The sequence below is a fragment of the Pantoea sp. R13S299 genome (assembly GCF_048515925.1).
Taxonomy (GTDB): Bacteria; Pseudomonadota; Gammaproteobacteria; order Enterobacterales; family Enterobacteriaceae; genus Pantoea.
This window is the reverse complement of record NZ_JBLYEF010000001.1, coordinates 240165-263137: the sequence shown is the minus strand read 5'-3', so window position 1 is coordinate 263137 and position 22973 is coordinate 240165. Positions and strand designations below refer to the sequence as shown.

Sequence of the window (22973 nt, the reverse complement as noted above, 5' to 3'; positions counted from 1 at the left end):
TTATCAGGGTTCAAAAGGCTGACGCTGAAACTGGTCGTTGCCGCATTCCGGACAGCGAGACAAAGTTTCAGGTGTATAGATTGCCCGGGTAAACTGGCACTTCTCACACACCAGATTGCCCAGTCCCACAACTTCACCGCTTTGATACACACCGTGGTGATGCAGATCCTGAAACACCTCACGCCACTCCAGCTGACTCTTATCCGTGATATCCGCCAGCTCTTTCCAGACACTCTCGCGGATGATGCGCATAAACAGCGAATCGCCCAGCGGTTCTTCAACATCAGTATAGCTGCGTGCAAACTCGCCCAGATCACGGCGCACCGAACTCAGCGCCTGGTCAATCTCACTTTCCGACATATCCTCGCGCACCAGCAGCTGGCTTCGCCGTCCGGCAATCAGCTCATCAAGGTTACGATCGCCCTGACGAAGACGTTCGGTCAATACAGCTAACGACTCGCGATATTCCTGAGCCACTTTATTCATTTTGTTCTCCTTTATGCAGACCCGCGCTGAACTAAGTTTAGTCGGAATGTTGCTTTTGCCGTGTCGTCTGTACAGTGAATTACAAAAGGGTGAAGGGGCTGACGCTTTCGGCAGAAATCGTGCCGGCAAAAGTGGGAAGTGTTGTTGATACGCGGCCTTATGGGTATGCTATGCGGATCTTAGAGCCAGAAAAATGTTTTTCATAAAGGACCACAGGCAGCCATGCAAGAGCAATACCGCCCGGAAGAAATTGAATCCCGTGTGCAGCAGCACTGGGATGAAAACGAAACGTTTAAAGTGACTGAGCAGGAAGGTAAAGAGAAGTACTATTGCCTCTCCATGTTGCCCTATCCTTCTGGCCGCCTGCACATGGGTCACGTTCGTAACTACACCATCGGCGACGTAATCGCGCGTTATCAGCGTATGCTCGGCAAAAACGTGCTACAGCCGATTGGCTGGGATGCTTTCGGCCTGCCTGCGGAAGGCGCTGCGGTTAAAAACAACACCGCGCCTGCTCCATGGACTTACGACAACATCGCCTACATGAAAAACCAGCTCAAACTGCTGGGCTTTGGCTATGACTGGAGTCGTGAACTGGCAACCTGCCAGCCAGAGTACTATCGCTGGGAACAGTGGTTCTTCACCAAACTGTATGAAAAGGGTCTGGTCTACAAAAAGACCTCCGCCGTGAACTGGTGCCCGAACGATCAGACGGTGCTGGCCAACGAGCAGGTCATCGATGGCTGCTGCTGGCGCTGCGACACCAAAGTTGAACGCAAAGAGATCCCGCAGTGGTTTATCAAAATCACCGATTATGCGGAAGAGCTGCTGAACGACCTGGATACGCTGGAAGAGTGGCCTGAGCAGGTCAAAACCATGCAGCGTAACTGGATCGGCCGTTCGGAAGGTGTCGAAATCACGTTTGACGTGGCGGAGAGCGCAGAGAAAGTCACCGTCTACACCACCCGTCCGGATACCTTTATCGGCGCAACCTATGTTGCTGTCGCGGCGGGTCATCCTCTGGCGACGCAGGCGTCGGTAAATAATCCGGCACTGGCTGACTTTATTGCAGAATGCCGTAATACCAAAGTGGCCGAAGCCGATATGGCGACCATGGAGAAGAAAGGCATGGCGACCGGCCTGTCTGTTATTCATCCGCTGACCGGCGAGCTGCTCCCGGTCTGGGTTGCCAACTTCGTCCTGATGGAATATGGCACCGGCGCCGTGATGGCGGTTCCGGCACACGACCAGCGCGACTGGGAGTTTGCCACTAAATACGATCTGCCAATCAAGCCGGTTATCCTCAACCTGGATGGCTCAATTCCTGACGTCAGCGCTGCGGCGATGACGGATAAAGGCGCGCTGTTCAACTCGGGTGAGTTCAACGGCATGGATCACGCAACAGGCTTCAACGCCATCGCGGATTCACTGGCGGCAAAAGGCGTGGGCGTGCGTAAAGTGAACTACCGTCTGCGCGACTGGGGTGTTTCCCGTCAGCGCTACTGGGGTGCACCGATCCCGATGGTGACGCTGGAAGATGGCACCGTGATGCCTGCACCAGAAGACCAGCTGCCGGTGATCCTGCCGGAAGATGTGGTGATGGATGGCATTACCAGCCCGATCAAAGCGGATCCGGAGTGGGCGAAAACCACGGTAAACGGCCAGCCCGCGCTGCGTGAAACCGACACCTTTGACACCTTCATGGAGTCCTCCTGGTACTACGCGCGCTATACCTGCGCCAGTTACAAGGAAGGCATGCTGGATCCGGCTGCGGCCAACTACTGGCTGCCGGTCGATCAGTATGTGGGTGGTATCGAACACGCCATCATGCACCTGATGTATTTCCGCTTCTTCCACAAGCTGCTGCGTGACGCAGGCCTGGTGAACTCCAATGAGCCAGCCAAACGTCTGCTGTGTCAGGGCATGGTGCTGGCTGACGCCTTCTACTACCTGGGTAACAATGGCGAACGTAACTGGGTGTCACCGGTTGACGTTGAGGTTGAGCGTGACGAGAAAGGCCGCATTACTAAAGCGGTGGACACGCAGGGCCGCGAAGTGATCTACGCGGGCATGAGCAAAATGTCGAAGTCGAAAAACAACGGCATCGACCCACAGCTGATGGTTGAGCGTTACGGCGCGGATACCGTGCGTCTGTTTATGATGTTTGCTTCACCGGCGGATATGACGCTGGAGTGGCAGGAGTCAGGCGTTGAAGGGGCTAACCGCTTCCTGAAACGTGTCTGGAAGCTGGTCTACGAACACACCTCACAGGGTGCGACTGTGGCGCTGGATGTGGACAGCCTGAATGACGAGCAGAAATCACTGCGTCGTGACCTGCACAAAACCATCGCCAAAGTAGCGGATGATATTGGCCGTCGTCAGACCTTCAACACCGCCATCGCGGCGATCATGGAGCTGATGAACAAACTGGCACGCGCCCCACAGGAAAGCGAGCAGGATCGCGCCCTGATGCAGGAAGCGCTGCTGGCCATCGTCCGTCTGCTCTATCCGTTTACCCCGCATGCCTGTTATGTTCTGTGGCAGACGCTGGGTGGCGAAGGCACCATTGATGAAGCGAGCTGGCCGGTTGCTGATGAAGCCGCTATGGTTGAAGATTCACTGCTGGTGGTGGTGCAGGTTAACGGTAAAGTGCGCGGCAAAATTACCGTACCCGCCGATGCAACACAGGAACAGGTTCAGGCACGCGCTGCGCAGGAGCATCTGGTGGCGAAGTATCTGGACGGCGTGACTATCCGTAAAGTCATTTATGTACCGGGCAAACTGCTTAACCTGGTCGTAGGTTAAGTTCAGGAGGAACTGTGCGACATCCGATTATCAGGCTGTTTGTCATGCTGGCGGTGGTGATCACCGCTGGCTGTGGTTTTCATCCGCGCGGCACCACTCAGGTGCCCAGCGAACTGAAAACCCTGATTGTTTCAACCGGCGATCCTTATGGCCCGCTGGCACGTACTGTGCGTCAGCAACTGCGTATCAACGATGTCACCATTGTTGAAGACAGCAAGCAGACCCGCACCGATATTCCAACGCTGCGTCTGGGTCCTGAAATGTCGGGACGTAACACAGCGTCGGTCTTTATCAGCGGCACCTCGGCTGAGTATCAGCTGGTCATGACCCTGACGGCGCAGGTTCTGTTGCCGGGCAAAGGTATCTATCCAATCAGTACCACGGTTTATCGTTCGTTCTTCGATAACCCGAATGCGGCGTTGGCAAAAGATGCCGAACAGGATCTGATCACGCAGGAGATGCGTCAGCGCGCGGCTGAACAGTTGGTTCGTAAACTGCTGACGGTGCATGCTGCGCAGATGAACAGCAAAGATAGCCTGCCAGCGTCCGTGATTTCGGTACCGGGTCAGGGTTCACAGGAAGCGCCTTCTTCCTCTGCTACCAGCCTGCAATGATCAGGATTTATCCTGAGCAACTCAGCGCGCAGCTCCGTGAGGGGCTGCGCGCCTGTTATTTGTTAGCTGGTAACGAACCGCTGCTGTTGCAGGAAAGCTCGGATGCCATCCGTGCCGCCGCAACCACGCAGGGATTTGAAGAACATTTCAGTTTTACGCTGGATGCCCAGACCGACTGGGAGAGCCTGTTTGTCAGCTGCCAGTCGCTGAGTCTGTTTGCCCAGCGTCAGACCATGACGCTGCAATTCCCCGATAATGGCCCCAACGCCGCGATGGCCGAGCAGCTGGTTAAACTCTCGCAGCTGCTGCACGCCGATATTCTGCTGATCTGCCGGATGCCAAAGCTGACCAAAGCGCAGGAAAACAGCGCCTGGTTTAAAGCACTATCCGCCTCTGCGGTTTTAGTGCCCTGCCAGACGCCCGAACAGGCACAACTGCCGCGCTGGGTCGTTAATCGCGCTAAAGCGCTGAAACTCTCGGTAGATGACGCGGCCGTACAGCTGTTGTGTTACTGCTATGAAGGCAATCTGCTGGCGCTGGCTCAGGCGCTGGAGCGGCTCTCACTGCAATGGCCGGATGGCAAGCTGACGCTGCCCCGGGTGGAAGAAGCGGTCAGTGATGCCGCGCACTTCACGCCCTTCCACTGGGTGGATGCCCTGCTGGCGGGTAAGAGCCGCCGCGCACTGCACATCCTGCATCAGTTGGAGAAAGAAGAGAGCGAAGTGGTGATTCTGCTGCGTACCCTGCAGCGCGATCTGCTGACACTGCTGCATCTGCAACGCCATCAGGCCCAGCAACCGCTGCGTACGCTAATGGATCAGCAGCGCATCTGGCAGAACCGCCGCGCGCTGTTCACCGACGCACTCCAGCGACTGGATGCCACCCGTCTGCAACGCGCCATTCATCTGCTGAGTCAGATTGAGATCACCCTGAAGCAGGATTATGGTCAACCGGTGTGGCCGCAGTTACAGACTCTGACGCTGCTGATCAGCAGTCGCGCTTTTCCAACGAGCTTTGCCCATGTCTGAGTTACACGCGCTGTTTGGTGGCACCTTCGATCCGATTCATTTTGGCCATCTGCGCCCGGTCGAAGCGCTGGCTCAGCAGACTGGCTTACAGCGTGTGACGCTGCTGCCCAACAATGTGCCGCCCCATCGTCCACAACCGGAAGCCAGCGCGACCCAGCGGGTTGCTATGCTGCGCTGCGCTATCCGCGGCTTACCGCTGTTTGAGATTGATACCCGTGAGCTGGAACGCGACACGCCTTCCTGGACCGTAACCACCTTAGAAGCCTGGCGCGCCGAACGCGGTGCAGAGCAGCCGCTGGCTTTTATCATTGGTCAGGATTCCCTGCTGAGCTTATCGAAATGGCATCGCTGGCAGGATCTGCTGTCACTCTGCCATCTGCTGGTATGCCAGCGCCCTGGCTATGCGACCCGGTTCGACTCGCCGGAGATGCAGGACTGGCTTGATCAGCACCTTGCTCAGGATATCCGGCAGCTGCATCAGCAGCCCGCAGGCCATGTCTGGCTGGCGGAAACCCCACTCTATGACATTTCGGCGACCGAAATTCGCCGCCGTCGCCATCAGAATCAGCCCTGCGACGACCTGTTGCCCGCGGCAGTTATCGACTATATCGACCGCGAAGGCTTATATCGCGACTGATCCGGGCATGATATACTACGCCGCTTAAATTTTTGGCTGCACTCTCCGGGCTTACAGCCGGCCCGATACCACCAGATTCCAAGGGGAACCTTTTGCAAGGTAAAGCACTCCAAGACTTCGTTATTGATAAGATTGATGATCTCAAAGGCCAGGACATTGTCACCATCGACGTTCAGGGCAAATCCAGCATCACCGATTTCATGATCATCTGCACCGGCACCTCGACGCGTCATGTGACTTCGATCGCAGAACACGTTGAGCAGGAGTCCCGTTTAGCGGGCCTGATGCCATTAGGCATTGAAGGCAAAGGCGCGGCAGACTGGGTCGTGGTTGATCTGGGTGATGTGATCGTGCATGTGATGCAGGAAGAGAGTCGCCAGCTGTATGAGCTGGAAAAACTCTGGGGCTAATCGGTGAAACTGCAACTTGTTGCCGTGGGCACGAAAATGCCAGACTGGGTGCAGACCGGTTTTATGGAATATCTGCGCCGCTTCCCGAAAGATATGCCGTTTGAGCTGATCGAAGTCACCGCGGGTAAACGCGGTAAAAATGCTGATATCAAACGCATTCTTGAAAAAGAGGGCGAAGCGATGCTGGCAGCGGTCGGCAAAGGCAATCGCATTGTCACGCTGGATATTCCTGGTCATCCGTGGGAAACCCCGCAGCTGGCACAGCAGCTTGAACGCTGGAAGCTTGATGGCCGCGATGTCAGCCTGCTGATTGGCGGGCCTGAAGGCCTGGCTCCCGCCTGTAAAGCGGCGGCAGAGCAGAGCTGGTCACTGTCAGCATTGACGTTGCCCCATCCGCTGGTGCGCGTGCTGGTAGCCGAAAGTCTGTATCGGGCCTGGAGTATAACGACAAATCATCCTTATCATCGTGAATGACCGATCAGCCCACATCAGACATGACAAGTAGCGGATGAAATTACAAAGCAACGCCTTTCGCGATTACAGCGCCGAACAGAAACTCTTTGTCCGTCGGGCTTTTATCGCCTTCGTCGGCATCTTACTGCTCTCTTCAGTACTGGTGGTTAACCTTTACCACCTGCAGATTCTTCGCTTTGATGATTACAGCACCCGCTCCAATCAGAACCGCATCAAACTGGTGCCGGTGGCGCCCAGCCGCGGCATAATTTACGATCGTACCGGCACCCCGCTGGCACTGAACCGCACCATCTATCAGGCAGAGCTGGTTCCCGAGAAAGTCGATAACCTGCAACAGACACTGGAAAACTTACGCCCGGTTCTTGAGCTGACGGACGAAGACCTCGAAAACTTCCAGAAAGAGCGTAAACGCTCGCGTCGTTTCACCTCCATCCCGGTAAAAACCGGTCTGAATGAAGTCCAGGTGGCGCGCTTTGCGGTCAATCAGTACCGCTTCCCCGGCGTGGAAGTCAAAGGGTATCAGCGCCGCTACTACCCTTACGGCGCCACGCTGACGCATGTGGTCGGCTACGTCTCAAAAATCAATGACCGTGACGTTGCACGCCTCGACAAAGAGGGCATATGGCCGAACTACGCCGCGACGCACGACATTGGTAAGCTGGGGATTGAAGCGTATTACGAGAGTCTGCTGCACGGCAAAACCGGCTTCGAAGAGGTTGAGGTTAACAACCGTGGCCGCGTCATTCGCCAGCTGCATGAGGAGTCCCCTCAGGCAGGCCGCGATATCTATCTGACGATCGATCTTAAACTGCAGCAATATGTCGAGACCCTGCTGGCGGGCAGCCGCGCGGCCGTGGTGGTCAGCGATCCGCGCACCGGCGAAATTCTCGCCATGGTCTCCACGCCGAGCTACGATGCCAACTTATTTGTCGACGGTATTTCCAGTAAGGATTACCGTGGACTGCTGGAAGATGAAAACCGTCCGCTCTATAACCGCGCAATTCAGGCCGCCTATCCACCGGCTTCGACGGTCAAACCCTATGTGGCAGTCTCTGCCCTGAGCGCTGGCGTCATTAACCGTAACACCAGCCTGTTTGATCCCGGCTGGTGGCAGCTTCCCGGTTCAGAAAAGCGTTTTCGTGACTGGAAAAAGTGGGGCCACGGTCGTCTGAACGTCACCAAAGCGCTGGAAGAGTCTGCCGATACCTTCTTCTATCAGGTCGCCTACGACATGGGGATTGATCGCCTGTCGGAGTGGATGAATAAATTTGGTTACGGCAGCCGTACCGGCATCGATTTACCGCAGGAAAGCGCCGGTAACATGCCGACCCGCGACTGGAAGCAGAAGCGCTTTAAAAAGCCGTGGTATCAGGGTGACACCATCCCGGTGGGAATCGGCCAGGGTTACTGGACGGCAACGCCATTGCAGATGAACAAAGCGATGATGATTCTCATCAACGATGGCGTCATCAAGGTGCCGCATATGCTGCGCGCCACCCGCGAAGGCCGGACTCTGGTGCCCTATCGCCAGCCGCCTGAGGCCCCGATTGGTGATATCCATTCCGGCTACTGGGAAATCGCCAAAGATGGTATGTATGGCGTGGCGAATCGCCCCAACGGCACCGCGCACAAGAGCTTTGCTGATGCCCCGTATAAAATCGCCGCCAAATCCGGTACGGCACAGGTTTTTGGCCTGAAAGAGAACGAAACGTATAACGCCCATAGAATTGCTGAACGATTACGCGACCATAAATTAATGACCGCGTTTGCCCCTTATGACAAACCTCGGGTGGCTGTGACCATCATCCTGGAAAACGGTGGCGCCGGTCCGGCTGTCGGCACCGTGATGCGCCAGATTCTGGATCACATTATGTTGGGTGATAACAATACAGTTCTGCCGGACGCCGCCCCTGTGCCGCCCGGTTATGAAGGTGAATAAACATGTCGATGCAAGATAGTCCGCAGAAACGATCGATCTGGATGCGCATCCACATCGATCCGATGTTTATGCTGATCATTCTCGGGCTGCTGACTTACAGCGCCGTGGTGATCTGGAGTGCCAGCGGACAGGATCCCGGCATGATGGAGCGTAAACTCGGTCAGATCGCGATGGGTCTGGTCATCATGATTGTGCTGGCGCAGGTGCCGCCGCGCGTTTATGAAGGCTGGGCGCCCTATCTCTATATTGTCTGCGTCATCCTGCTGGTGGCGGTAGATGCCTTTGGGCAAATCAGTAAAGGGGCGCAACGCTGGCTCGATCTCGGCTTTGTGCGTTTTCAACCCTCTGAGATAGCCAAGATCGCGGTGCCGCTGATGGTAGCGCGCTTTATTAACCGCGATGTCTGTCCGCCGACGCTGAAAAATACCGGTATTGCGCTGATTCTTATCTTCCTGCCTACCCTGCTGGTGGCCGCACAGCCCGATCTCGGCACCTCAATTCTGATTGCCGCCTCAGGCCTGTTTGTATTGTTCCTTTCAGGGATGAGCTGGAAACTGATTAGCGTGGCGGTGCTGCTGGTCGCCGCGTTTATCCCGATTCTGTGGTTCTTCCTGATGCACGACTATCAGCGTGACCGCGTGATGATGCTGCTCGACCCGGAAACGGACCCGCTGGGTGCCGGTTATCACATTATCCAGTCGAAAATCGCTATTGGCTCGGGCGGACTGCGCGGCAAAGGCTGGCTGCAGGGCACCCAGTCTCAGCTGGAGTTTTTGCCGGAACGTCATACCGACTTTATCTTTGCGGTTCTGGCCGAAGAGTTAGGTCTGGTGGGCGTGCTGCTGCTGCTGGCCCTGTACCTGCTACTGATCATGCGGGGACTGGTCGTGGCTGCCCGGGCGCAGACCACCTTTGGCCGCGTTATGGCGGGCGGTTTGATGCTGATTTTATTCGTTTATGTTTTCGTTAACATTGGCATGGTTAGTGGTATCTTACCGGTAGTTGGCGTGCCGCTGCCGCTGGTCAGTTATGGCGGCTCCGCGCTTATCGTGCTTATGGCGGGATTCGGCATTGTGATGTCGATCCACACTCACCGAAAAATGTTATCTAAAAGTGTCTAAGAGGCTGCAGATGCGTAAGGAATGGCTTGGCGTTGCACTGGCATCACTGGTTCTGGCGGCCTGTACCACGCCCGAACCCCAAAATACGGCGCCGCCGCAACCGGCTTACAATGGACCGGTGGTAGAGATTCCAGGCGTTGAGCCACGTTATGAGCCGATCAATCCGGGCACCAGTCAGGATTACAGCGTTAACGGTAAAAATTACCGCGTTATCAAAGATCCATCGAACTACAGTGAAGTCGGCCTGGCAACCTGGTACGGTGAAGAGGCGCAGGGCAACCGCACCGCCACCGGCGAAGCCTACGATCCCGATGCGCTGACTGCCGCCCACCCTACTCTGCCGCTGCCGAGCTATGTGCGCGTGACCAATATCGCCAATGGCCGTCAGATTGTGGTGCGCGTGAACGATCGCGGCCCCTACACGCCAGGTCGCATTATCGACCTGTCGCGGGCTGCCGGTGACCGCCTGAATATCTCTAACAATTCGCGGGTGCGGGTCGACTATATCAAGGTCGCACCCGACGGCACGCTGTCGGGTCCCGGCACCATCGGAACCGTGGTAGCCAAACAGAGCTACTCTCTGCCTGCCCGCCCCGATCTGAGTGGTGGGGCAGTGATGAACGGCGGCAGCGCAGCGCCATCTGAACCGCCTGCGCAGAATGTTGAAGCCATCAGCAACAGCACGCTGCAGAGCAGTGACAACATGGGTGCACCGGTGCAGAGCAGCGGCTTTCTTGGCGCACCTCAGCCATTAGCGAACGGCGTACTGGAAGGGAATGAACCGCCCGCCGCCGCGCCTGCCAGTTCCGCACCGGCAACCAGCAGTGCAGCTCCCGTAGCCGCCAGCGCCGCGCCAGCAGCCAGCAGCGGTTCCGCCGATGGCTATGTGGTGCAGGTCGGTGCGCTGAATGATCCGGCGCGTGCTCAGCAGATGATGAAAAGCCTGAGCCAGCGTTATGGCGTGCCCGGTAAGGTCGAAGACGCAGGCAACAATGTTTATCGCGTGCAGCTTGGCGGTTACACCTCACGCGCTGAAGCGGCTGCGCTGCAACAGCGCCTGAGCAGTGAAGGTCAGGCCGCTTCATTTATTACGAACACGCGTCGCTAAACCGCTTATCAGACCGCTGCACGTTACGTCTGCTAACAACCCAGGCATCATGCCCGGTGCCAGATAATCTGGCATTGGGTATGATGAGTGACATTTTTAACCTCAAACTCACGGATGTTGTAGTCCTACACATGAACACGCTGAAATCATCTCGTTTGCTGAAACGCCTGACAGTGGGATCACTGATCGCTTTTTCTCTCAGCCATGCTGCTATTGCTGATGACGTCAATCTCAAGACCATGATTCCGGGCGTGCCGGACATTGATGCCGAAGCGTATGTCCTTATCGACTACAACTCAGGCAAAGTGCTGGCAGAGAAAAACGCCGATGCACGCCGCGATCCTGCCAGTCTGACCAAGATGATGACCAGCTATGTCATTGGTCAGGCCGTTAAAGCGGGCAAAATTCATCAGGACGATTTAGTCACCGTCGGCCCGGATGCCTGGGCGACCGGGAACCCGGTGTTTAAAGGCTCCTCGCTGATGTTCCTGAAGCCAGGCGACCGCGTTCCGGTTTCTCAGCTGACCCGTGGGATCGTGCTGCAGTCTGGTAACGACGCCTGTGTTGCGATGGCTGACTATGTCGCCGGCAGCCAGGATGCGTTCGTTAACCTGATGAACAACTACGTCAAAGCGATTGGCCTGCAGAACACCCATTTCGGGACCGTGCATGGCCTGGACGCTGAAGGTCAGTACAGCTCTGCGCGCGACATGGCGCTGATTGGCCAGGCGCTGATCCGCGACGTGCCGGAAGAGTATGCTGTCTATAAAGAGAAGGAGTTCACCTTCAACAATATCCGTCAGATGAACCGTAACGGTCTGCTGTGGGATACCAACCTGAACGTGGACGGGATCAAAACTGGTCATACTAACTCAGCCGGTTACAACCTGGTGGCGTCAGCGACCGAAGGCCAGATGCGCCTGATCTCCGCTGTGATGGGCGGTCATACCTATAAAGGCCGTGAAACTGAGAGCAAGAAACTGCTCACCTGGGGCTTCCGTTTCTTTGAAACTGTTGCGCCACTGAAAGCGGGCAAAGAGTTTGCTTCTGAGCCAGTCTGGTTCGGTGATAACGACCGTGTGCAGCTGGGCGTGGAAAAAGATGCTTACCTGACCATTCCACGTGGCCGCATGAAAGATCTCAAAGCCAGCTATGTGCTGACCAACACGGAACTGCATGCGCCACTGAAGAAAAACCAGGTCGTCGGCAGCATCAACTTCCAGCTGGATGGCAAGACTATCGAACAGCGTCCGCTGGTAGTGCTGAACGAAGTCTCTGAGGGTGGTTTCTTTGGTCGTATCGTTGATTACATCAAACTGATGTTTCATCACTGGTTCGGTTAAGCGCAAGGGGTGATTGAAAAATCACCCCTCTGCCCCCATTACAGGATATTATGATGCTCCCGCTCAGGCGGGAGCCTTTTTTTATGCACCGGAGTGAATATGAAAACCAAACTGAATGAGCTGCTCGAATTTCCTACCCCGTTTACCTACAAAGTAATGGGTCTGGCGCAACCGGAGCTGGTTGATCAAGTGGTTGAAGTGGTGCAACGTCATGCGCCCGGCGACTACAGCCCTGAAGTTAAGCCGAGCAGCAAGGGCAACTATCACTCCGTAAACATCACTATCAACGCCACCCACATCGAGCAGGTTGAACGCCTGTACGAAGAGCTGGGCAACATCGAAATTGTGCGGATGGTACTGTAATTTACGGGTCGGCAAGGCGCCTCTGACTGACGGTTTGCCGACGTTTTCCTCAGCGTTACTCTCTTTAGCGGGCTCTCGTTTTGTCAGTTGAAACCCTCTTTGTCCGTCAGTCCGGTCTGTGCGACTGGCAATCTGTCTCCGACGCCATGCATCACTACACCGACCAGCGCGACGACCAGAGTCGTGACGAAATCTGGCTGGTCGAACATCCACCGGTCTTTACTCAGGGCCAGGCGGGAAAAGCGGAGCATCTGCTGATGCCAGGCGATATACCGGTGGTACAGAGCGATCGTGGCGGTCAGGTGACCTATCACGGGCCGGGACAGCAGGTGATGTACGTCCTGATCGATGTGAAACGCCGTAAACTCGGCGTGCGCCAGCTGGTGACCATTCTGGAAGAGACGGTGATCGCAACTCTGGCAACATTCGGCGTCAGCGCCCGCGCCCGCGCGGATGCGCCGGGCGTCTATGTCGGGGAAGAGAAGATCTGTTCACTGGGATTGCGCATCCGCAAAGGCTGCTCGTTTCATGGCCTGGCGTTGAATGTGGCCATGGATCTGTCGCCTTTCCTGCGCATCAATCCCTGTGGTTATGCCGGGATGAGCATGACCCAGCTAAAAAATTTCCAGCCAGAGGTGACGACGGAGCAGGTACGCGCTCCGCTGGTTAGCGCCTTTGCGCGGCTGTCAGGTTATGAAAATGTTGAATGGATATCAGGCGACCTCCCTGTTAAGCCTTAGCGCAGAATGCGAATTTACAAATATGTAACGTATCCGCGCTGACTGTGGCTGCTTCGCAGGCGATGTGATGATATAATTTTTGCACTTTTTTAAAATAAAGTTGAAAGCCCCCTTCCCGGTTTGATTGGGAACGCTTTCAAATCGCAATCCGACCGGAACCTGCTGATTTATGAGTAAACCAATTCAGATGGAACGCGGCGTCAAATATCGTGACGCAGACAAAATGGCGCTGATCCCGGTGAAAACCGTGGCTGTTGAACGGCAGGAGATGTTGCGTAAGCCGGAATGGATGAAAATCAAGCTGCCAGCTGACTCCAGTCGTATTCAGGGCATCAAAGCCGCGATGCGTAAAAACGGACTGCACTCGGTCTGCGAAGAGGCGTCCTGCCCTAACCTGGCCGAATGCTTCAACCACGGCACTGCCACCTTTATGATCCTTGGCGCAATCTGTACCCGTCGTTGTCCGTTCTGCGATGTGGCACATGGCCGTCCTAATGCACCCGATGCGAATGAACCCGCAAAACTGGCGCAGACGATTGCCGATATGGGCCTGCGTTATGTGGTGATCACTTCAGTTGACCGCGATGATTTACGTGACGGTGGCGCTCAGCACTTTGCCGACTGCATCAGCGCGATTCGCGAAAAAAATCCCACCATCAAAATTGAAACACTGGTGCCGGATTTCCGTGGCCGTATGGATCGCGCGCTGGAGATTCTCACCGCGACGCCACCGGATGTGTTTAACCACAACCTGGAAAACGTGCCGCGCGTCTACCGTCAGGTGCGTCCGGGCGCTAACTACGAGTGGTCACTGAAGCTGCTGGAGCGTTTCAAAGAAGCACATCCGCATATCCCGACCAAATCGGGTCTGATGGTTGGCCTGGGTGAAACCAACGCCGAAATCGTGGAAGTGATGCGCGATCTGCGTCGCCACGGCGTCACCATGCTGACGCTGGGCCAGTATCTGCAGCCGAGCCGTCACCACCTGCCGGTTCAGCGCTACGTCAGTCCGGCTGAATTCGATGAGATGAAAGAAGAAGCGATGGCGATGGGCTTCACCCATGCCGCGTGCGGTCCGTTTGTCCGCTCTTCCTATCATGCGGACATGCAGGCCAAAGGCGAAGAAGTGAAATAAACACGCCTCTGCTATCAGACGCCTGAAAAACAAAAAACCAGACTGGAAACAGCCTGGTTTTTTTATAGGTGCCTGAAATGGCCTGAAATAAAAAGTAACAGTTATTTGCAGCAAATAACCGATTAATCTTTATGAACGACGCGTTCTGCAGGCACGTCTTCAGCCGTTGTTCGGGTTGCACTGGTATCTTCGTCTTTCATGGCTTTTTTGAAGCCCTTAATAGCGGAGCCCAGATCGCCACCCAGTGAGCGCAACTTGTTGGTACCAAAAAGCAGTACGATAAGCGCACCGATAATCAGCAGCTTGGCAATACTGATACCTTCCATATTTAACCTTTCAACTTTATCGAATCACGGTGACTGTTATTTACGCGCAGTTTGCCTGTGGCTACAAGTGGAATCTGTAACAGAGTAAGTAAGCACTCAGATGAAGCGGCTGAGAAACGCCTGAGTTCGTGGATGCTGCGGATTCGCAATCACCTCTTCCGGCGTGCCCTGCTCCACCACCACTCCCCCATCCATAAAGACGACGCGATCGGCGGCTTCCCGCGCAAAACTGATTTCATGGGTCACTACGATCATCGTTAATCCCTGATCGGCCAGGGTACGCATGGTCGCCAGGACTTCTCCCACCAGCTCCGGATCGAGCGCCGAGGTCGGCTCATCAAACAACATCAGTTGCGGTTTGATCGCCAGCGCCCGCGCAATCGCCACACGCTGCTGCTGTCCACCCGACAGGTGACGCGGCCAGGCGTCCGCTTTATCACTTAATCCCACTGTCGCCAGCAGCGATCGGGCATGGGCCATCGCTTCCTGACGTGGGAATTTATGCACACCGATGGGCGCTTCAATGATGTTCTGCAGCACCGTCATATGCGGATAGAGATTGAACTGCTGAAACACCATGCCAATTTTCTGACGCTGACGGGCAATCTGGCGTGGCGAGAGCCGGTGCAGCACCTGCCCTTTCAGCACATAGCCAATCTGCTCTTCGCCGACCCGAATCGATCCGGCGTTCATCTCTTCAAGGTGATTGATGCAGCGCAGAAACGTGGATTTGCCGGAACCGGATGGCCCGAGAATCACAACGACTTCTCCGGGATAAACATCCAGATCGATCCCTTTCAAAACCTGATTATCGCCATAATTCTTCTGCACGTTGCGGGCACAGACCAGGGGTTCACTCTGACTCATCGCTCCTCCTGCTGGGGTTGCGCATTACCTGCTACGGCGGCGGCGCGTCTGGGGACGCTGGCCACCCGGCGGGTGCCACGCGCGTAATAGCGCTCGATAGCGGACTGGCCCAGATTGAGGATCGAGGTGATCAGCAGATACCAGATCACCGCCACCATCAGCATCGGGATAATCTCGAAGGTGCGGTTGTAGATCGCCTGCACCGAGTAGAGCAGATCGCCCATTGCGATCACGCTGACCAGCGACGTCGCCTTGATCATGCTGATCAACTGGTTGCCGGTGGGCGGAATAATTGACCGCATCGCCTGCGGAATAATGATGCGTCGCAACGCCCGCGACCGGCTCATGCCAAAGGCTTGTGTGGTCTCCACCTGACCGTTATCCACCGACAGCAGACCGGCGCGGATAATCTCTGCCATATAAGCCGCTTCATTGAGTGCCAGCCCGGCGATAGCTGCCGTCAGCGGCGTAATCAGATCGTTGGTGTTCCAGCTGGCCAGCGTAATGTCGGTCCACGGCAGCGTCAGCGACAATGCGGGAAACAGCGTGGAGAGGTTGTACCAGAAGATCAGCTGCACCAGCAGCGGCGTGCCCCGGAAGAACCAGATATAGAGCCCGGCGACGCCGCGCAGCAGCCTGTTCTCAGAGAGCCGCCAGACACCCAGCAGCAGACCCAGTAGTGTTCCCAGTATCATCGACACGACCGTCAGCCCCAGAGTAACCTGCAACCCTTTCAGCACGGACTCTTCGGTAAACCACTTCAGCACCACCTGCCATTCAAAGTTCGGATTGGTCGCCACCAGCCACAGCAGATTCGAGCCGATGACCAGCACCAGAATCCAGCTGATCCAGCGTCCGTAAGTGGGCGCACTGCGGGCGAACGCCACGTCGCGCAGTTGCGCCTCGCCACTGTCATCGCGGTGTAGATGGCGAGGCGGGCTCATTTGCTGGCCTCTTTCGCCAGATTCAGTCCAGGTGCCTGGGTCATGTTGCCCTCAAGCTGCCACTTTTTCATGATCGCCGCATAGGTGCCGTTCTGATACAGCGCTTTGTAGGCATCCAGGACCACCTGACCCAGTGGTGAGCCTTTGGGAACGACCGTGCCCTGGAAGATATCGCCAAAACCGTTTTTCTGCCCTTTGCCCGCCAGCTCAAGTTGCCCTTTCGCCTGATTCACAAAGTAAGTCAGCGGCGCCTGGGAAGAGAAAAACGCATCGGAACGTTTAGAGCGCACAGCCAGAATAGAGGATGGCTGATCGGTAAAGGCCTGCACCGTCACTGCCGGTTTCCCGTCGGCCACACACTGGGCTGACTGCTTACGGATGACCTGTTCTGCCGAACCGGCCGCCATCACGGCTATGCGCTTGCCACAGGTGTCATCCAGCTGATTGATTTTTGCCGGGTTGCCCTTCTGCACACCGAACACCACAAACTCCTGCACAAAATCGATGAAGTCCACTTTCTGCTGACGGTCCGGATAATCCCCAATCGGGCCAATCGCCAGCTGGTAACGGCCCGCATTAATGCCGGTGAGTACGCCTGACAGACCGCTCACCGTCGCGTGCTCGATCTTCACGCCCAGCAGTTGCGCCAGCGCGGTAGTTAACTCGGCTGAGGCCCCCTCCATTGAGTGCGGACCATTAACGATTTCATAGGGCGGAAATGAACCGTTGTTCACGGAAATCATTTTGCCCGCTTTTTTGATCTCATCCGGCAGCCGATCGTGCAGGGCCTGGTCAACTTTTTGCACCGGAATAGCGTCGGCAGCCTGCGCCAGGGAAGCAGTCAGCCCCAGCGCCACGATTAAGGCGGTAGCTCTCTTCGTCATAATGGATTCCTGGTTCAGCGGATCAGTTGAGTTCGGGACGGGCGAAGCGTCGGTTCTCCAGCACCGGCAATACCTGGCGGGCATAGGCGACGCGCTCAGGATCGAGGTCGGCAAACAGCAGTGCTGGCGACTCCGCCGCATTCGCCACCGCGACACCCAGCGGATCGACCACCATACTGTTGCCGATATTGCGTGGGCCACACTCGCCCACTGCCACCATATAGCAGGTATTCTCCAGCGCACGGGCGCGGGTCAGCAGTTCCCAGTGCATCTCTTTCAGCGGACCTTTAACCCAGGCAGCGGGCAGCACCAGGACGTCTGCACCATCCAGCACCAGCCGACGCGCCAGCTCCGGGAAGCGCACGTCATAGCAGGTCATTAATCCGACCTTCATACCCGCGACTTCAATCAACGGCGGGATGACGTGGCCCGGATTGACCCGCTGCGACTCCTGCATTGCAAAAGCATCGTACAGATGCAGCTTTTCATAAGCGGCGATGATCTCACCGTTGCGGATAGCGACCAGCACGTTGAGCGCTTTCTGCTGTTCGGTGGGAACATGAACGCTCATCATGGTGGTCAGCGCCGTGTGCTTACTGGCAGCCAGCAGCTGGCTCAGGAAAGGGCCATCCAGCGGCTGCGCCGCCTTCAGTACTAAATCGGGGTCGGCAATATCACGCGCCAGTACGCCTTCCGGCAGGACCAGCAGATCGGCTCCCCCTTCTGACGCCCGCTGCATTAAGTCCAGACAGATACGGGCGTTGTCCTGCCATTCACGGCTCACCGCAAATTGTCCCAGTGCCACTTTCATCATTTCACTTCTCCCGCAGCGGCCGGAAACATCGCTTCCGGCGTCAGTAATTGGTGGGTCAGCCCCTGCTGATAGAGCTCGCGGCCAAAGTCCGCAATCATCTTCCTGTTAGCGCTAAAACCATTCTGATTCCAGTCCGCCGGTAATTCCTGCGCAGTGCGTCGCAAATCGTCCAGCAGCCACGGCGTGGTGTCGGCATATTTCTCTCTCTTCTGCATCCACAGCTGGTAAGAGCGATCGATGACCTCACTTAACGCCGCAGGCAGCCAGGGATGCTCCGCCGCCAGCGCCGGTTTAAGCGCCAGAATGTGAATGCCCGGCACGTAGCCGACCCGGTTGAAGTAGTCCCGCTCCGCCTGATAAAAATCGGTCTGCAGCTGCCGCAAACCCGAATCAGGCAGGAAAAAGCCCTCCGGCATAAACGGCGTGAAGATGGCATCCAGCTCACCCGCCTGCAGCATCTCTATCAGCGGGCGTTCGCCGGGAGCCGTTTCAATGCGGCCCGGCCGGCCAAATCCCGCCAGCCGATCGACGATCGGATGATCGGCTGTAAGACGGCCTGCATACCAGAAGACATCATCAATTTCGACGCCTGCTTCACGCAGCACCGTGCGTGTCCAGGTATTGCCCGAATCCTGCCAGCCGGTGACGCCAATTCGTTTGCCTTTCAGCTCTGCTGGCGTAGTGATGGGGCTGCTGGCGGTGGTAATAATGCAGCGCTGGCGGAAGCCGCGCATCAGGAAGTGCGGCAGGCCGAGCAGTGATTCGTCGCCTCTGGCACGGCTTTGGGCGTAACGGCTGAATGAGACTTCACCGGCGTCGTAATCGGGGCTGGTCGCCAGGTCATTCACCAGCGTGCCGACGCGGTCGATCTGTAACTCGAAGCCTTCCGGTCTGATATCGCCCAGCGCCAGTGGGGTGAAATAATCCCAGTCGCGTACCGCCAGTCTGATGAGTAGCCTTGCCATGATCTCTCCGTTTACGCTGCGCCGTTGGGACGCTCATAAATAGTGCTTGAATTTGATACTAGATCCGGAATACTTATCTGAACAATCACTATTATGTTACTGAACAAAGTATTTTCTTATGACAGAGAGCGTCGACCTCAACTGGTTTTGCAGCCAGATAAAATCGCCTTCCGTGAAAGGCATCGCCCAGGCCGCCTCCGTGCTGATTCGTGACGGACAGATTGCAACGGGTATGCAGATGCCTGCAGTGCGGGATATCGCGGAGCAGCTGGGTATCAGTCCGGCAACCGTTTCTGCTGCCTGGGCGCAACTGCGAAAGCAGAAAGTACTGGCGGGCAAGGGCCGCAGTGGTGTCTGGGTCAGTGGCAACACGGTGATGCCGCGTCCGATTCGCTTTGAGAAGATTGGCAACTACGGCGAAAACATCCGGGCTGACCTGACTCTGGCCTCGCCCGACCCCGCCCTGCTGCCTGATCTGCAGCGCGCGCTGCAGGCGGCCCTGCACTCACCCCAGCTCAACAGCTACACCCGTGAAGCGATTTCAGCGCCGCTGCTTCAGGCGATTAAGCCGCGCTGGCCCTACGCGGCAGAAGCGTTTCTGGCAACGGATGGCGGCTTTGATGCGATGAACCTGCTGGTGCAGACTCTGGTTTCGCCGGGCGACCGGGTAATTATTGAAGACCCGACTGCAACCCGGCTGCTCGATATGCTGGATAACGTTGGCGCAGAAATCCTGCCGCTGGCGTGTGATGAGCAGGGTCCGCTGCCTGAAGTCCTGTCTGTTCTGCTGGAGCAGGCACCGGTGATGCTGATCTATCAGCCCCGCACGCACTCTGCTACCGGGAACAGTATCAGCGCGGCGCGACGTCTGGCGCTGGCGCAGGTTCTGCAAAAGAGCAGCACGCTGATCGTTGAGGATGATGGGATTGGCGATCTCTCCGCGGAAGCGAGCTGGAGCCTGGGCGTCTGTTTTCCTGAGCGAACGCTGCACATACGCTCGTTTTCAAAAGCCTACGGACCGGATCTGCGGCTGGCCGTGCTCTCTGCGACTTCGGAGATGGTCAGACGCATTCAGTCATGGCGAAATTTTGGCGTCAGCTGGACCAGCCGCATTCTGCAGGATGCGGTCGCATGGCTACTGGAGGATGAGGAGACGCAACGGCAGATTGCAAACGCACGCGCCATCTACCGGCAACGACGCGAAGCAATGCTGGCGTCGCTGGCGCAGCGCGGCCTCTCTCTGCCGCTTCGCGACGGGTTAAGCCTCTATATCCCGGTGGCGTCGGAGCAGTTTGCCATGATTACCCTGGCGGCCCGCGGTATTGCAGTCGTGCCGGGCGAGCGCTGCCGGCTTGGTCCCACGCAGTTTATTCGCGTCAGCATCGCCAGCCTCAGGGATGAACAGCGGGAGATGATTGCCGAGGCGCTGGTCATCGCCTCAGGACGAGAAGTTAACCCGCTTGCAGATCTTTGATGAGATAACAGGGTGACTCAGCATAGCCTTCGCGGGCGTAGAACTGATTCGCCTTGATACGTGACTGGTGGCAATGGACTTCCATGCGATCGCAGCCACGACGTGCCGCCAGCGCTTCGGCATGCTGAAGCAGCTGCTGGCCGACGCCTTTGCTGCGCTCACCCTCTGCAATACAGAAGTAACTGATGCGGGCAAAATCACCGGCCAGAGCCAGCTGAGGAATAAAATGCAGGGAAAGGAAACCCAGCACCTGACTGCCATGTTCCGCCACCAGCAGCGCTTCACTGGGATCGCTGCACAACTGTGCCAGACGCTGTTCTATAAAGCTTTCCGTGCCGCCGTAGCCTAACTCACTCAGCAAGGCACTCAACGCAAAACTGTCTTTCAACTCTGCCTGACGTATGTTCATCCTCTCTCCTCACTCACCGGGTTCTGTCGCACAGTTATATAGCGTCGCAAGCTAAAAAGCTGCATATCGGGTTGTTATAAATATGTTACGGGGATTTATTGTGAACCGCCGCGCAGTTTGTGCGGCAACAGGGACGATTAAGGAGGTTACGATGAAAGGGATGAAGCACAGATTACAGCCATAAAAAAACCCGCCATAAGGCGGGTTTTTAGAATTCTGACTGTTAACTTACAGACTGATAACGTTAGCAGCAGATGGGCCTTTAGCGCCGTCGGTGATTTCAAACTCTACGCGCTGACCTTCAGCCAGAGTTTTGAAGCCGTTGCTCTGGATTGCAGAGAAATGTACGAATACATCTTTGCTGCCATCTTCAGGAGTAATGAAACCGAATCCTTTAGATTCATTAAACCACTTAACGTTACCTTTGATCTTAGACATCTATATTACCTTTACATGAAAAATGGACACTAAACTGTGTCGGGGTCTAGTACAGCAATTGCTGAGGGATTTGTCCAGCATGATTTGATGAAAAAGTGATAAATATCGACTTTTCGTACATCCATCACACTTTCCTGCTTTTCGACTTGCGTAACCCCCCTCACCAGGTATCAGGCCGGTAACGTCCTCCTGCGGCTAACCTGCTGGAAAGGCGCACCTTTTCACTATTAAACAGTTACGTCATTGACGTTAAAAAGAAAAATCTTACCAAGACGTATTCCTGTTCTTACTGGCAGTCAGTGTCTCAAAAGAGACTCTTTTTGTCGTTCTGCCGAGCGTAATTCCCCTCTCCTGAATCCGAATTTTCTGCTTCAACCAGGCTCCGCGAGCCAGCTGGTGAATAAATGAGCAGAAAATCTTAAATTTCTTAACACAAATCCGCCTCACGTCCTGGCAAAAATGAGCCTGTCGTGCCATCCACACCAGTCAGGGCAGGCTTTTCGCAGATATTTTAGCCAACAAGAGAGAAACCTTGAGCAAGATCAATGAAGTGCTTTTTAGGGGCTGGATTCGCATTTGGCAACAAACAATCAACCTCATAAGAAACTACTTTTCTGATCGCCGTCCGGAATAGTATTACCTGGCAATAGATAACGTCCGCTTAAGCGGTCAGGGACGGGCATCCGTTAATGCAGGATTAAAGGAGGGTAAGACACAGGATGGTGATGAAGATACGCTGCAGCCAATGTGGAAGCGCCCGGTTCTTTTTTACCGATTACCGGGAGGGCCAGCGCAACGTTCATGGTGCCCGCTGTGCGAGCTGTAAAAAACGGCTGGATTCGCAGGATCTGCTGCCCAGGACGCCGATGGATCCCATTACACAGTCTCTTCTCGCCAGCCAGAAACCAGTGCGGGCACCTGATTAGGTGCCCGCTGTCGCTGAAGTTTTAACAGAAATCAGAAAATCAGTTTGAACACCCCGGTCAGGGTCAGCAGGCCGACGATAAAGATAATCGCGATAATCCACAGAATAATTTTCATTTCCTTTTCCCCTCACTGATTAGACACATTTCCTGTAAGCAGTATAGACAGGAAAATTTGTCATGCCGCTTCACTTAGGCCTCAACTGGTCAAAAGTTCACCGATTCTGCCCTTTATTTATATTCTGAGAGAGCGATCGCAACACCCATTATTACCGGCCCTCTTTCTTCGTTAACCTCCCCACTCCTGGCTAAAATTTAGGCGGCAAGGCAGGCCTCAGTAGTGATGAGATTGAAATGAGTCGCGAGGAGATCTTATGAGCACGATTAATACCAGCATGGGCCGCTACAGCCTTAAGGCCAAAAACAGCGGTAACCACATCAAAGGTTCTTTCGCCATCAACGATGAAGGCGGCACGCAGCTCTCTATGCAGGAGTTTGACGAGCACTACCTTGATGATGTGGTAAATAACGTGATCTACCCGGTCACCGGCGGCAACCGTGAAATTGCACGCGCGCTGCGGGAACAGATGGTGAAAGCCGGTTTTGAACCGCCTCACTAAGGCGTCAGATTGATGTGACAGGTTGGGCCGCACTTTGCGGCCCTTTTTATTTTGCAGGCTGCGTACGAGGTTAAAGCAGAGAGCCGCTGGCAGGGTTGCCAGCGGC

The 22973-nt window shown here is 55.8% G+C and carries 24 protein-coding genes; 15 read left to right on the top strand and 9 right to left on the bottom strand.

Annotated features, from left to right (window positions below):
• Positions 1-3: 3 nt before the first annotated feature.
• On the bottom strand, positions 4-486 hold the full coding sequence (locus ACN1CO_RS01325; RefSeq protein ID WP_419137099.1) for a zinc ribbon-containing protein: 483 nt from the start codon (positions 484-486) through the stop codon (positions 4-6).
• A 222-nt stretch (positions 487-708) separates the two neighbouring features.
• Between ACN1CO_RS01325 and leuS the strand changes: the two genes are divergently transcribed.
• The 13 genes from leuS to lipA all read left to right on the top strand — a co-directional run bounded on the left by leuS (position 709) and on the right by lipA (position 14203).
• Positions 709-3291 (top strand): leucine--tRNA ligase, encoded by a 2583-nt coding sequence (leuS, locus tag ACN1CO_RS01320; protein ID WP_419137098.1) that lies wholly within the window; start codon positions 709-711, stop codon positions 3289-3291.
• 14 nt (positions 3292-3305) lie between these two features.
• On the top strand, positions 3306-3905 hold the full coding sequence (gene lptE, locus ACN1CO_RS01315) for an LPS assembly lipoprotein LptE (RefSeq protein ID WP_419137096.1): 600 nt from the start codon (positions 3306-3308) through the stop codon (positions 3903-3905).
• Positions 3902-4933 (top strand): DNA polymerase III subunit delta, encoded by a 1032-nt coding sequence (gene holA / locus ACN1CO_RS01310; protein WP_419137095.1) that lies wholly within the window; start codon positions 3902-3904, stop codon positions 4931-4933. The genes lptE and holA overlap by 4 nt, the downstream gene beginning before the upstream one ends.
• Positions 4926-5570, top strand: coding sequence for a nicotinate-nucleotide adenylyltransferase (nadD, locus tag ACN1CO_RS01305; RefSeq protein ID WP_419137093.1), 645 nt, complete (start codon positions 4926-4928; stop codon positions 5568-5570). Before holA ends, nadD begins: the two co-directional genes overlap by 8 nt.
• 92 nt (positions 5571-5662) lie before the next feature.
• Positions 5663-5980: a ribosome silencing factor gene (gene rsfS / locus ACN1CO_RS01300; protein WP_283545989.1), complete on the top strand. Its 318-nt coding sequence runs from the start codon at positions 5663-5665 to the stop codon at positions 5978-5980.
• A gap of 3 nt (positions 5981-5983) precedes the next feature.
• Positions 5984-6454: a 23S rRNA (pseudouridine(1915)-N(3))-methyltransferase RlmH gene (gene rlmH, locus ACN1CO_RS01295; RefSeq protein ID WP_283545990.1), complete on the top strand. Its 471-nt coding sequence runs from the start codon at positions 5984-5986 to the stop codon at positions 6452-6454.
• Positions 6455-6488: 34 nt separating this feature from the next.
• Positions 6489-8393 (top strand): peptidoglycan DD-transpeptidase MrdA, encoded by a 1905-nt coding sequence (mrdA, locus tag ACN1CO_RS01290; protein WP_419137090.1) that lies wholly within the window; start codon positions 6489-6491, stop codon positions 8391-8393.
• An 8-nt stretch (positions 8394-8401) separates the two neighbouring features.
• Entirely contained in the window at positions 8402-9514 is a 1113-nt protein-coding gene (gene mrdB / locus ACN1CO_RS01285; RefSeq protein WP_419138950.1) for a peptidoglycan glycosyltransferase MrdB, read from the top strand.
• 10 nt (positions 9515-9524) lie between these two features.
• Complete coding sequence (rlpA, locus tag ACN1CO_RS01280; RefSeq protein ID WP_419137088.1) at positions 9525-10622, top strand: endolytic peptidoglycan transglycosylase RlpA; 1098 nt, start codon at positions 9525-9527, stop codon at positions 10620-10622.
• 131 nt (positions 10623-10753) lie between these two features.
• Positions 10754-11965: a D-alanyl-D-alanine carboxypeptidase DacA gene (gene dacA / locus ACN1CO_RS01275; RefSeq protein ID WP_090963598.1), complete on the top strand. Its 1212-nt coding sequence runs from the start codon at positions 10754-10756 to the stop codon at positions 11963-11965.
• Positions 11966-12064: 99 nt separating this feature from the next.
• Positions 12065-12328 carry a DUF493 family protein YbeD gene (gene ybeD, locus ACN1CO_RS01270; RefSeq protein ID WP_279769707.1) on the top strand — a complete coding sequence of 88 codons (264 nt, stop codon included), beginning with the start codon at positions 12065-12067 and terminating at the stop codon, positions 12326-12328.
• A gap of 80 nt (positions 12329-12408) precedes the next feature.
• Complete coding sequence (lipB, locus tag ACN1CO_RS01265; RefSeq protein WP_419137085.1) at positions 12409-13068, top strand: lipoyl(octanoyl) transferase LipB; 660 nt, start codon at positions 12409-12411, stop codon at positions 13066-13068.
• A 169-nt stretch (positions 13069-13237) separates the two neighbouring features.
• A complete protein-coding gene (gene lipA, locus ACN1CO_RS01260) occupies positions 13238-14203 on the top strand; it encodes a lipoyl synthase (protein WP_010258979.1) in 966 nt (321 codons plus the stop codon).
• 122 nt (positions 14204-14325) lie between these two features.
• On the opposite strand, the gene tatE is transcribed toward lipA, so the two are convergent.
• The 6 genes from tatE to ACN1CO_RS01230 form a co-directional block, all read right to left on the bottom strand.
• Positions 14326-14529, bottom strand: coding sequence for a twin-arginine translocase subunit TatE (tatE, locus tag ACN1CO_RS01255; protein WP_003854033.1), 204 nt, complete (start codon positions 14527-14529; stop codon positions 14326-14328).
• 96 nt (positions 14530-14625) lie between these two features.
• Positions 14626-15396 carry an amino acid ABC transporter ATP-binding protein gene (locus tag ACN1CO_RS01250; RefSeq protein WP_419137083.1) on the bottom strand — a complete coding sequence of 257 codons (771 nt, stop codon included), beginning with the start codon at positions 15394-15396 and terminating at the stop codon, positions 14626-14628.
• Positions 15393-16340, bottom strand: a complete 948-nt coding sequence (locus ACN1CO_RS01245; protein WP_419137081.1) for an amino acid ABC transporter permease — start codon at positions 16338-16340, stop codon at positions 15393-15395. Before ACN1CO_RS01245 ends, ACN1CO_RS01250 begins: the two co-directional genes overlap by 4 nt.
• A complete protein-coding gene (locus ACN1CO_RS01240; RefSeq protein WP_419137079.1) occupies positions 16337-17224 on the bottom strand; it encodes an ABC transporter substrate-binding protein in 888 nt (295 codons plus the stop codon). Before ACN1CO_RS01240 ends, ACN1CO_RS01245 begins: the two co-directional genes overlap by 4 nt.
• A 22-nt stretch (positions 17225-17246) precedes the next feature.
• Positions 17247-18035 carry a deaminated glutathione amidase gene (locus ACN1CO_RS01235; RefSeq protein WP_419138949.1) on the bottom strand — a complete coding sequence of 263 codons (789 nt, stop codon included), beginning with the start codon at positions 18033-18035 and terminating at the stop codon, positions 17247-17249.
• The gene (locus ACN1CO_RS01230) at positions 18035-19003 is read right to left on the bottom strand and encodes an ABC transporter substrate-binding protein (RefSeq protein ID WP_419137077.1); all 969 of its coding nucleotides are present in this window, start codon (positions 19001-19003) and stop codon (positions 18035-18037) included. The genes ACN1CO_RS01235 and ACN1CO_RS01230 overlap by 1 nt, the downstream gene beginning before the upstream one ends.
• Positions 19004-19121: 118 nt before the next feature.
• Here ACN1CO_RS01230 and ACN1CO_RS01225 point away from each other — a divergent pair, with 118 nt between their 5' ends.
• Positions 19122-20477 carry a PLP-dependent aminotransferase family protein gene (locus tag ACN1CO_RS01225; protein WP_419137075.1) on the top strand — a complete coding sequence of 452 codons (1356 nt, stop codon included), beginning with the start codon at positions 19122-19124 and terminating at the stop codon, positions 20475-20477.
• Here the strand turns inward: ACN1CO_RS01225 and ACN1CO_RS01220 are convergent.
• Positions 20455-20886: an N-acetyltransferase family protein gene (locus tag ACN1CO_RS01220; protein WP_419137073.1), complete on the bottom strand. Its 432-nt coding sequence runs from the start codon at positions 20884-20886 to the stop codon at positions 20455-20457. The two genes, ACN1CO_RS01225 and ACN1CO_RS01220, sit on opposite strands and share 23 nt — an antisense overlap.
• Positions 20887-21114: 228 nt before the next feature.
• Positions 21115-21324, bottom strand: a complete 210-nt coding sequence (cspE, locus tag ACN1CO_RS01215) for a transcription antiterminator/RNA stability regulator CspE (protein WP_006118399.1) — start codon at positions 21322-21324, stop codon at positions 21115-21117.
• Between the two features lie 1297 nt (positions 21325-22621).
• On the opposite strand from cspE, the gene ACN1CO_RS01210 reads away from it, so the two are divergent.
• Entirely contained in the window at positions 22622-22867 is a 246-nt protein-coding gene (locus ACN1CO_RS01210) for a hypothetical protein (protein ID WP_013357084.1), read from the top strand.
• Positions 22868-22973 lie beyond the last annotated feature (106 nt).

What these genes read in the sequence shown, in the direction of transcription:
- ACN1CO_RS01325 (WP_419137099.1), bottom strand. Translation starts at nt 486, where the DNA reads ATGAATAAAGTGGCTCAGGAATATCGCGAGTCGTTAGCTGTATTGACC.
- leuS (WP_419137098.1), top strand. Translation starts at nt 709, where the DNA reads ATGCAAGAGCAATACCGCCCGGAAGAAATTGAATCCCGTGTGCAGCAG.
- holA (WP_419137095.1), top strand. Translation starts at nt 3,902, where the DNA reads ATGATCAGGATTTATCCTGAGCAACTCAGCGCGCAGCTCCGTGAGGGG.
- nadD (WP_419137093.1), top strand. Translation starts at nt 4,926, where the DNA reads ATGTCTGAGTTACACGCGCTGTTTGGTGGCACCTTCGATCCGATTCAT.
- mrdA (WP_419137090.1), top strand. Translation starts at nt 6,489, where the DNA reads ATGAAATTACAAAGCAACGCCTTTCGCGATTACAGCGCCGAACAGAAA.
- mrdB (WP_419138950.1), top strand. Translation starts at nt 8,402, where the DNA reads ATGCAAGATAGTCCGCAGAAACGATCGATCTGGATGCGCATCCACATC.
- rlpA (WP_419137088.1), top strand. Translation starts at nt 9,525, where the DNA reads ATGCGTAAGGAATGGCTTGGCGTTGCACTGGCATCACTGGTTCTGGCG.
- dacA (WP_090963598.1), top strand. Translation starts at nt 10,754, where the DNA reads ATGAACACGCTGAAATCATCTCGTTTGCTGAAACGCCTGACAGTGGGA.
- ybeD (WP_279769707.1), top strand. Translation starts at nt 12,065, where the DNA reads ATGAAAACCAAACTGAATGAGCTGCTCGAATTTCCTACCCCGTTTACC.
- lipA (WP_010258979.1), top strand. Translation starts at nt 13,238, where the DNA reads ATGAGTAAACCAATTCAGATGGAACGCGGCGTCAAATATCGTGACGCA.
- tatE (WP_003854033.1), bottom strand. Translation starts at nt 14,529, where the DNA reads ATGGAAGGTATCAGTATTGCCAAGCTGCTGATTATCGGTGCGCTTATC.
- ACN1CO_RS01250 (WP_419137083.1), bottom strand. Translation starts at nt 15,396, where the DNA reads ATGAGTCAGAGTGAACCCCTGGTCTGTGCCCGCAACGTGCAGAAGAAT.
- ACN1CO_RS01245 (WP_419137081.1), bottom strand. Translation starts at nt 16,340, where the DNA reads ATGAGCCCGCCTCGCCATCTACACCGCGATGACAGTGGCGAGGCGCAA.
- ACN1CO_RS01240 (WP_419137079.1), bottom strand. Translation starts at nt 17,224, where the DNA reads ATGACGAAGAGAGCTACCGCCTTAATCGTGGCGCTGGGGCTGACTGCT.
- ACN1CO_RS01235 (WP_419138949.1), bottom strand. Translation starts at nt 18,035, where the DNA reads ATGAAAGTGGCACTGGGACAATTTGCGGTGAGCCGTGAATGGCAGGAC.
- ACN1CO_RS01230 (WP_419137077.1), bottom strand. Translation starts at nt 19,003, where the DNA reads ATGGCAAGGCTACTCATCAGACTGGCGGTACGCGACTGGGATTATTTC.
- ACN1CO_RS01225 (WP_419137075.1), top strand. Translation starts at nt 19,122, where the DNA reads ATGACAGAGAGCGTCGACCTCAACTGGTTTTGCAGCCAGATAAAATCG.
- ACN1CO_RS01220 (WP_419137073.1), bottom strand. Translation starts at nt 20,886, where the DNA reads ATGAACATACGTCAGGCAGAGTTGAAAGACAGTTTTGCGTTGAGTGCC.
- cspE (WP_006118399.1), bottom strand. Translation starts at nt 21,324, where the DNA reads ATGTCTAAGATCAAAGGTAACGTTAAGTGGTTTAATGAATCTAAAGGA.
- ACN1CO_RS01210 (WP_013357084.1), top strand. Translation starts at nt 22,622, where the DNA reads ATGAGCACGATTAATACCAGCATGGGCCGCTACAGCCTTAAGGCCAAA.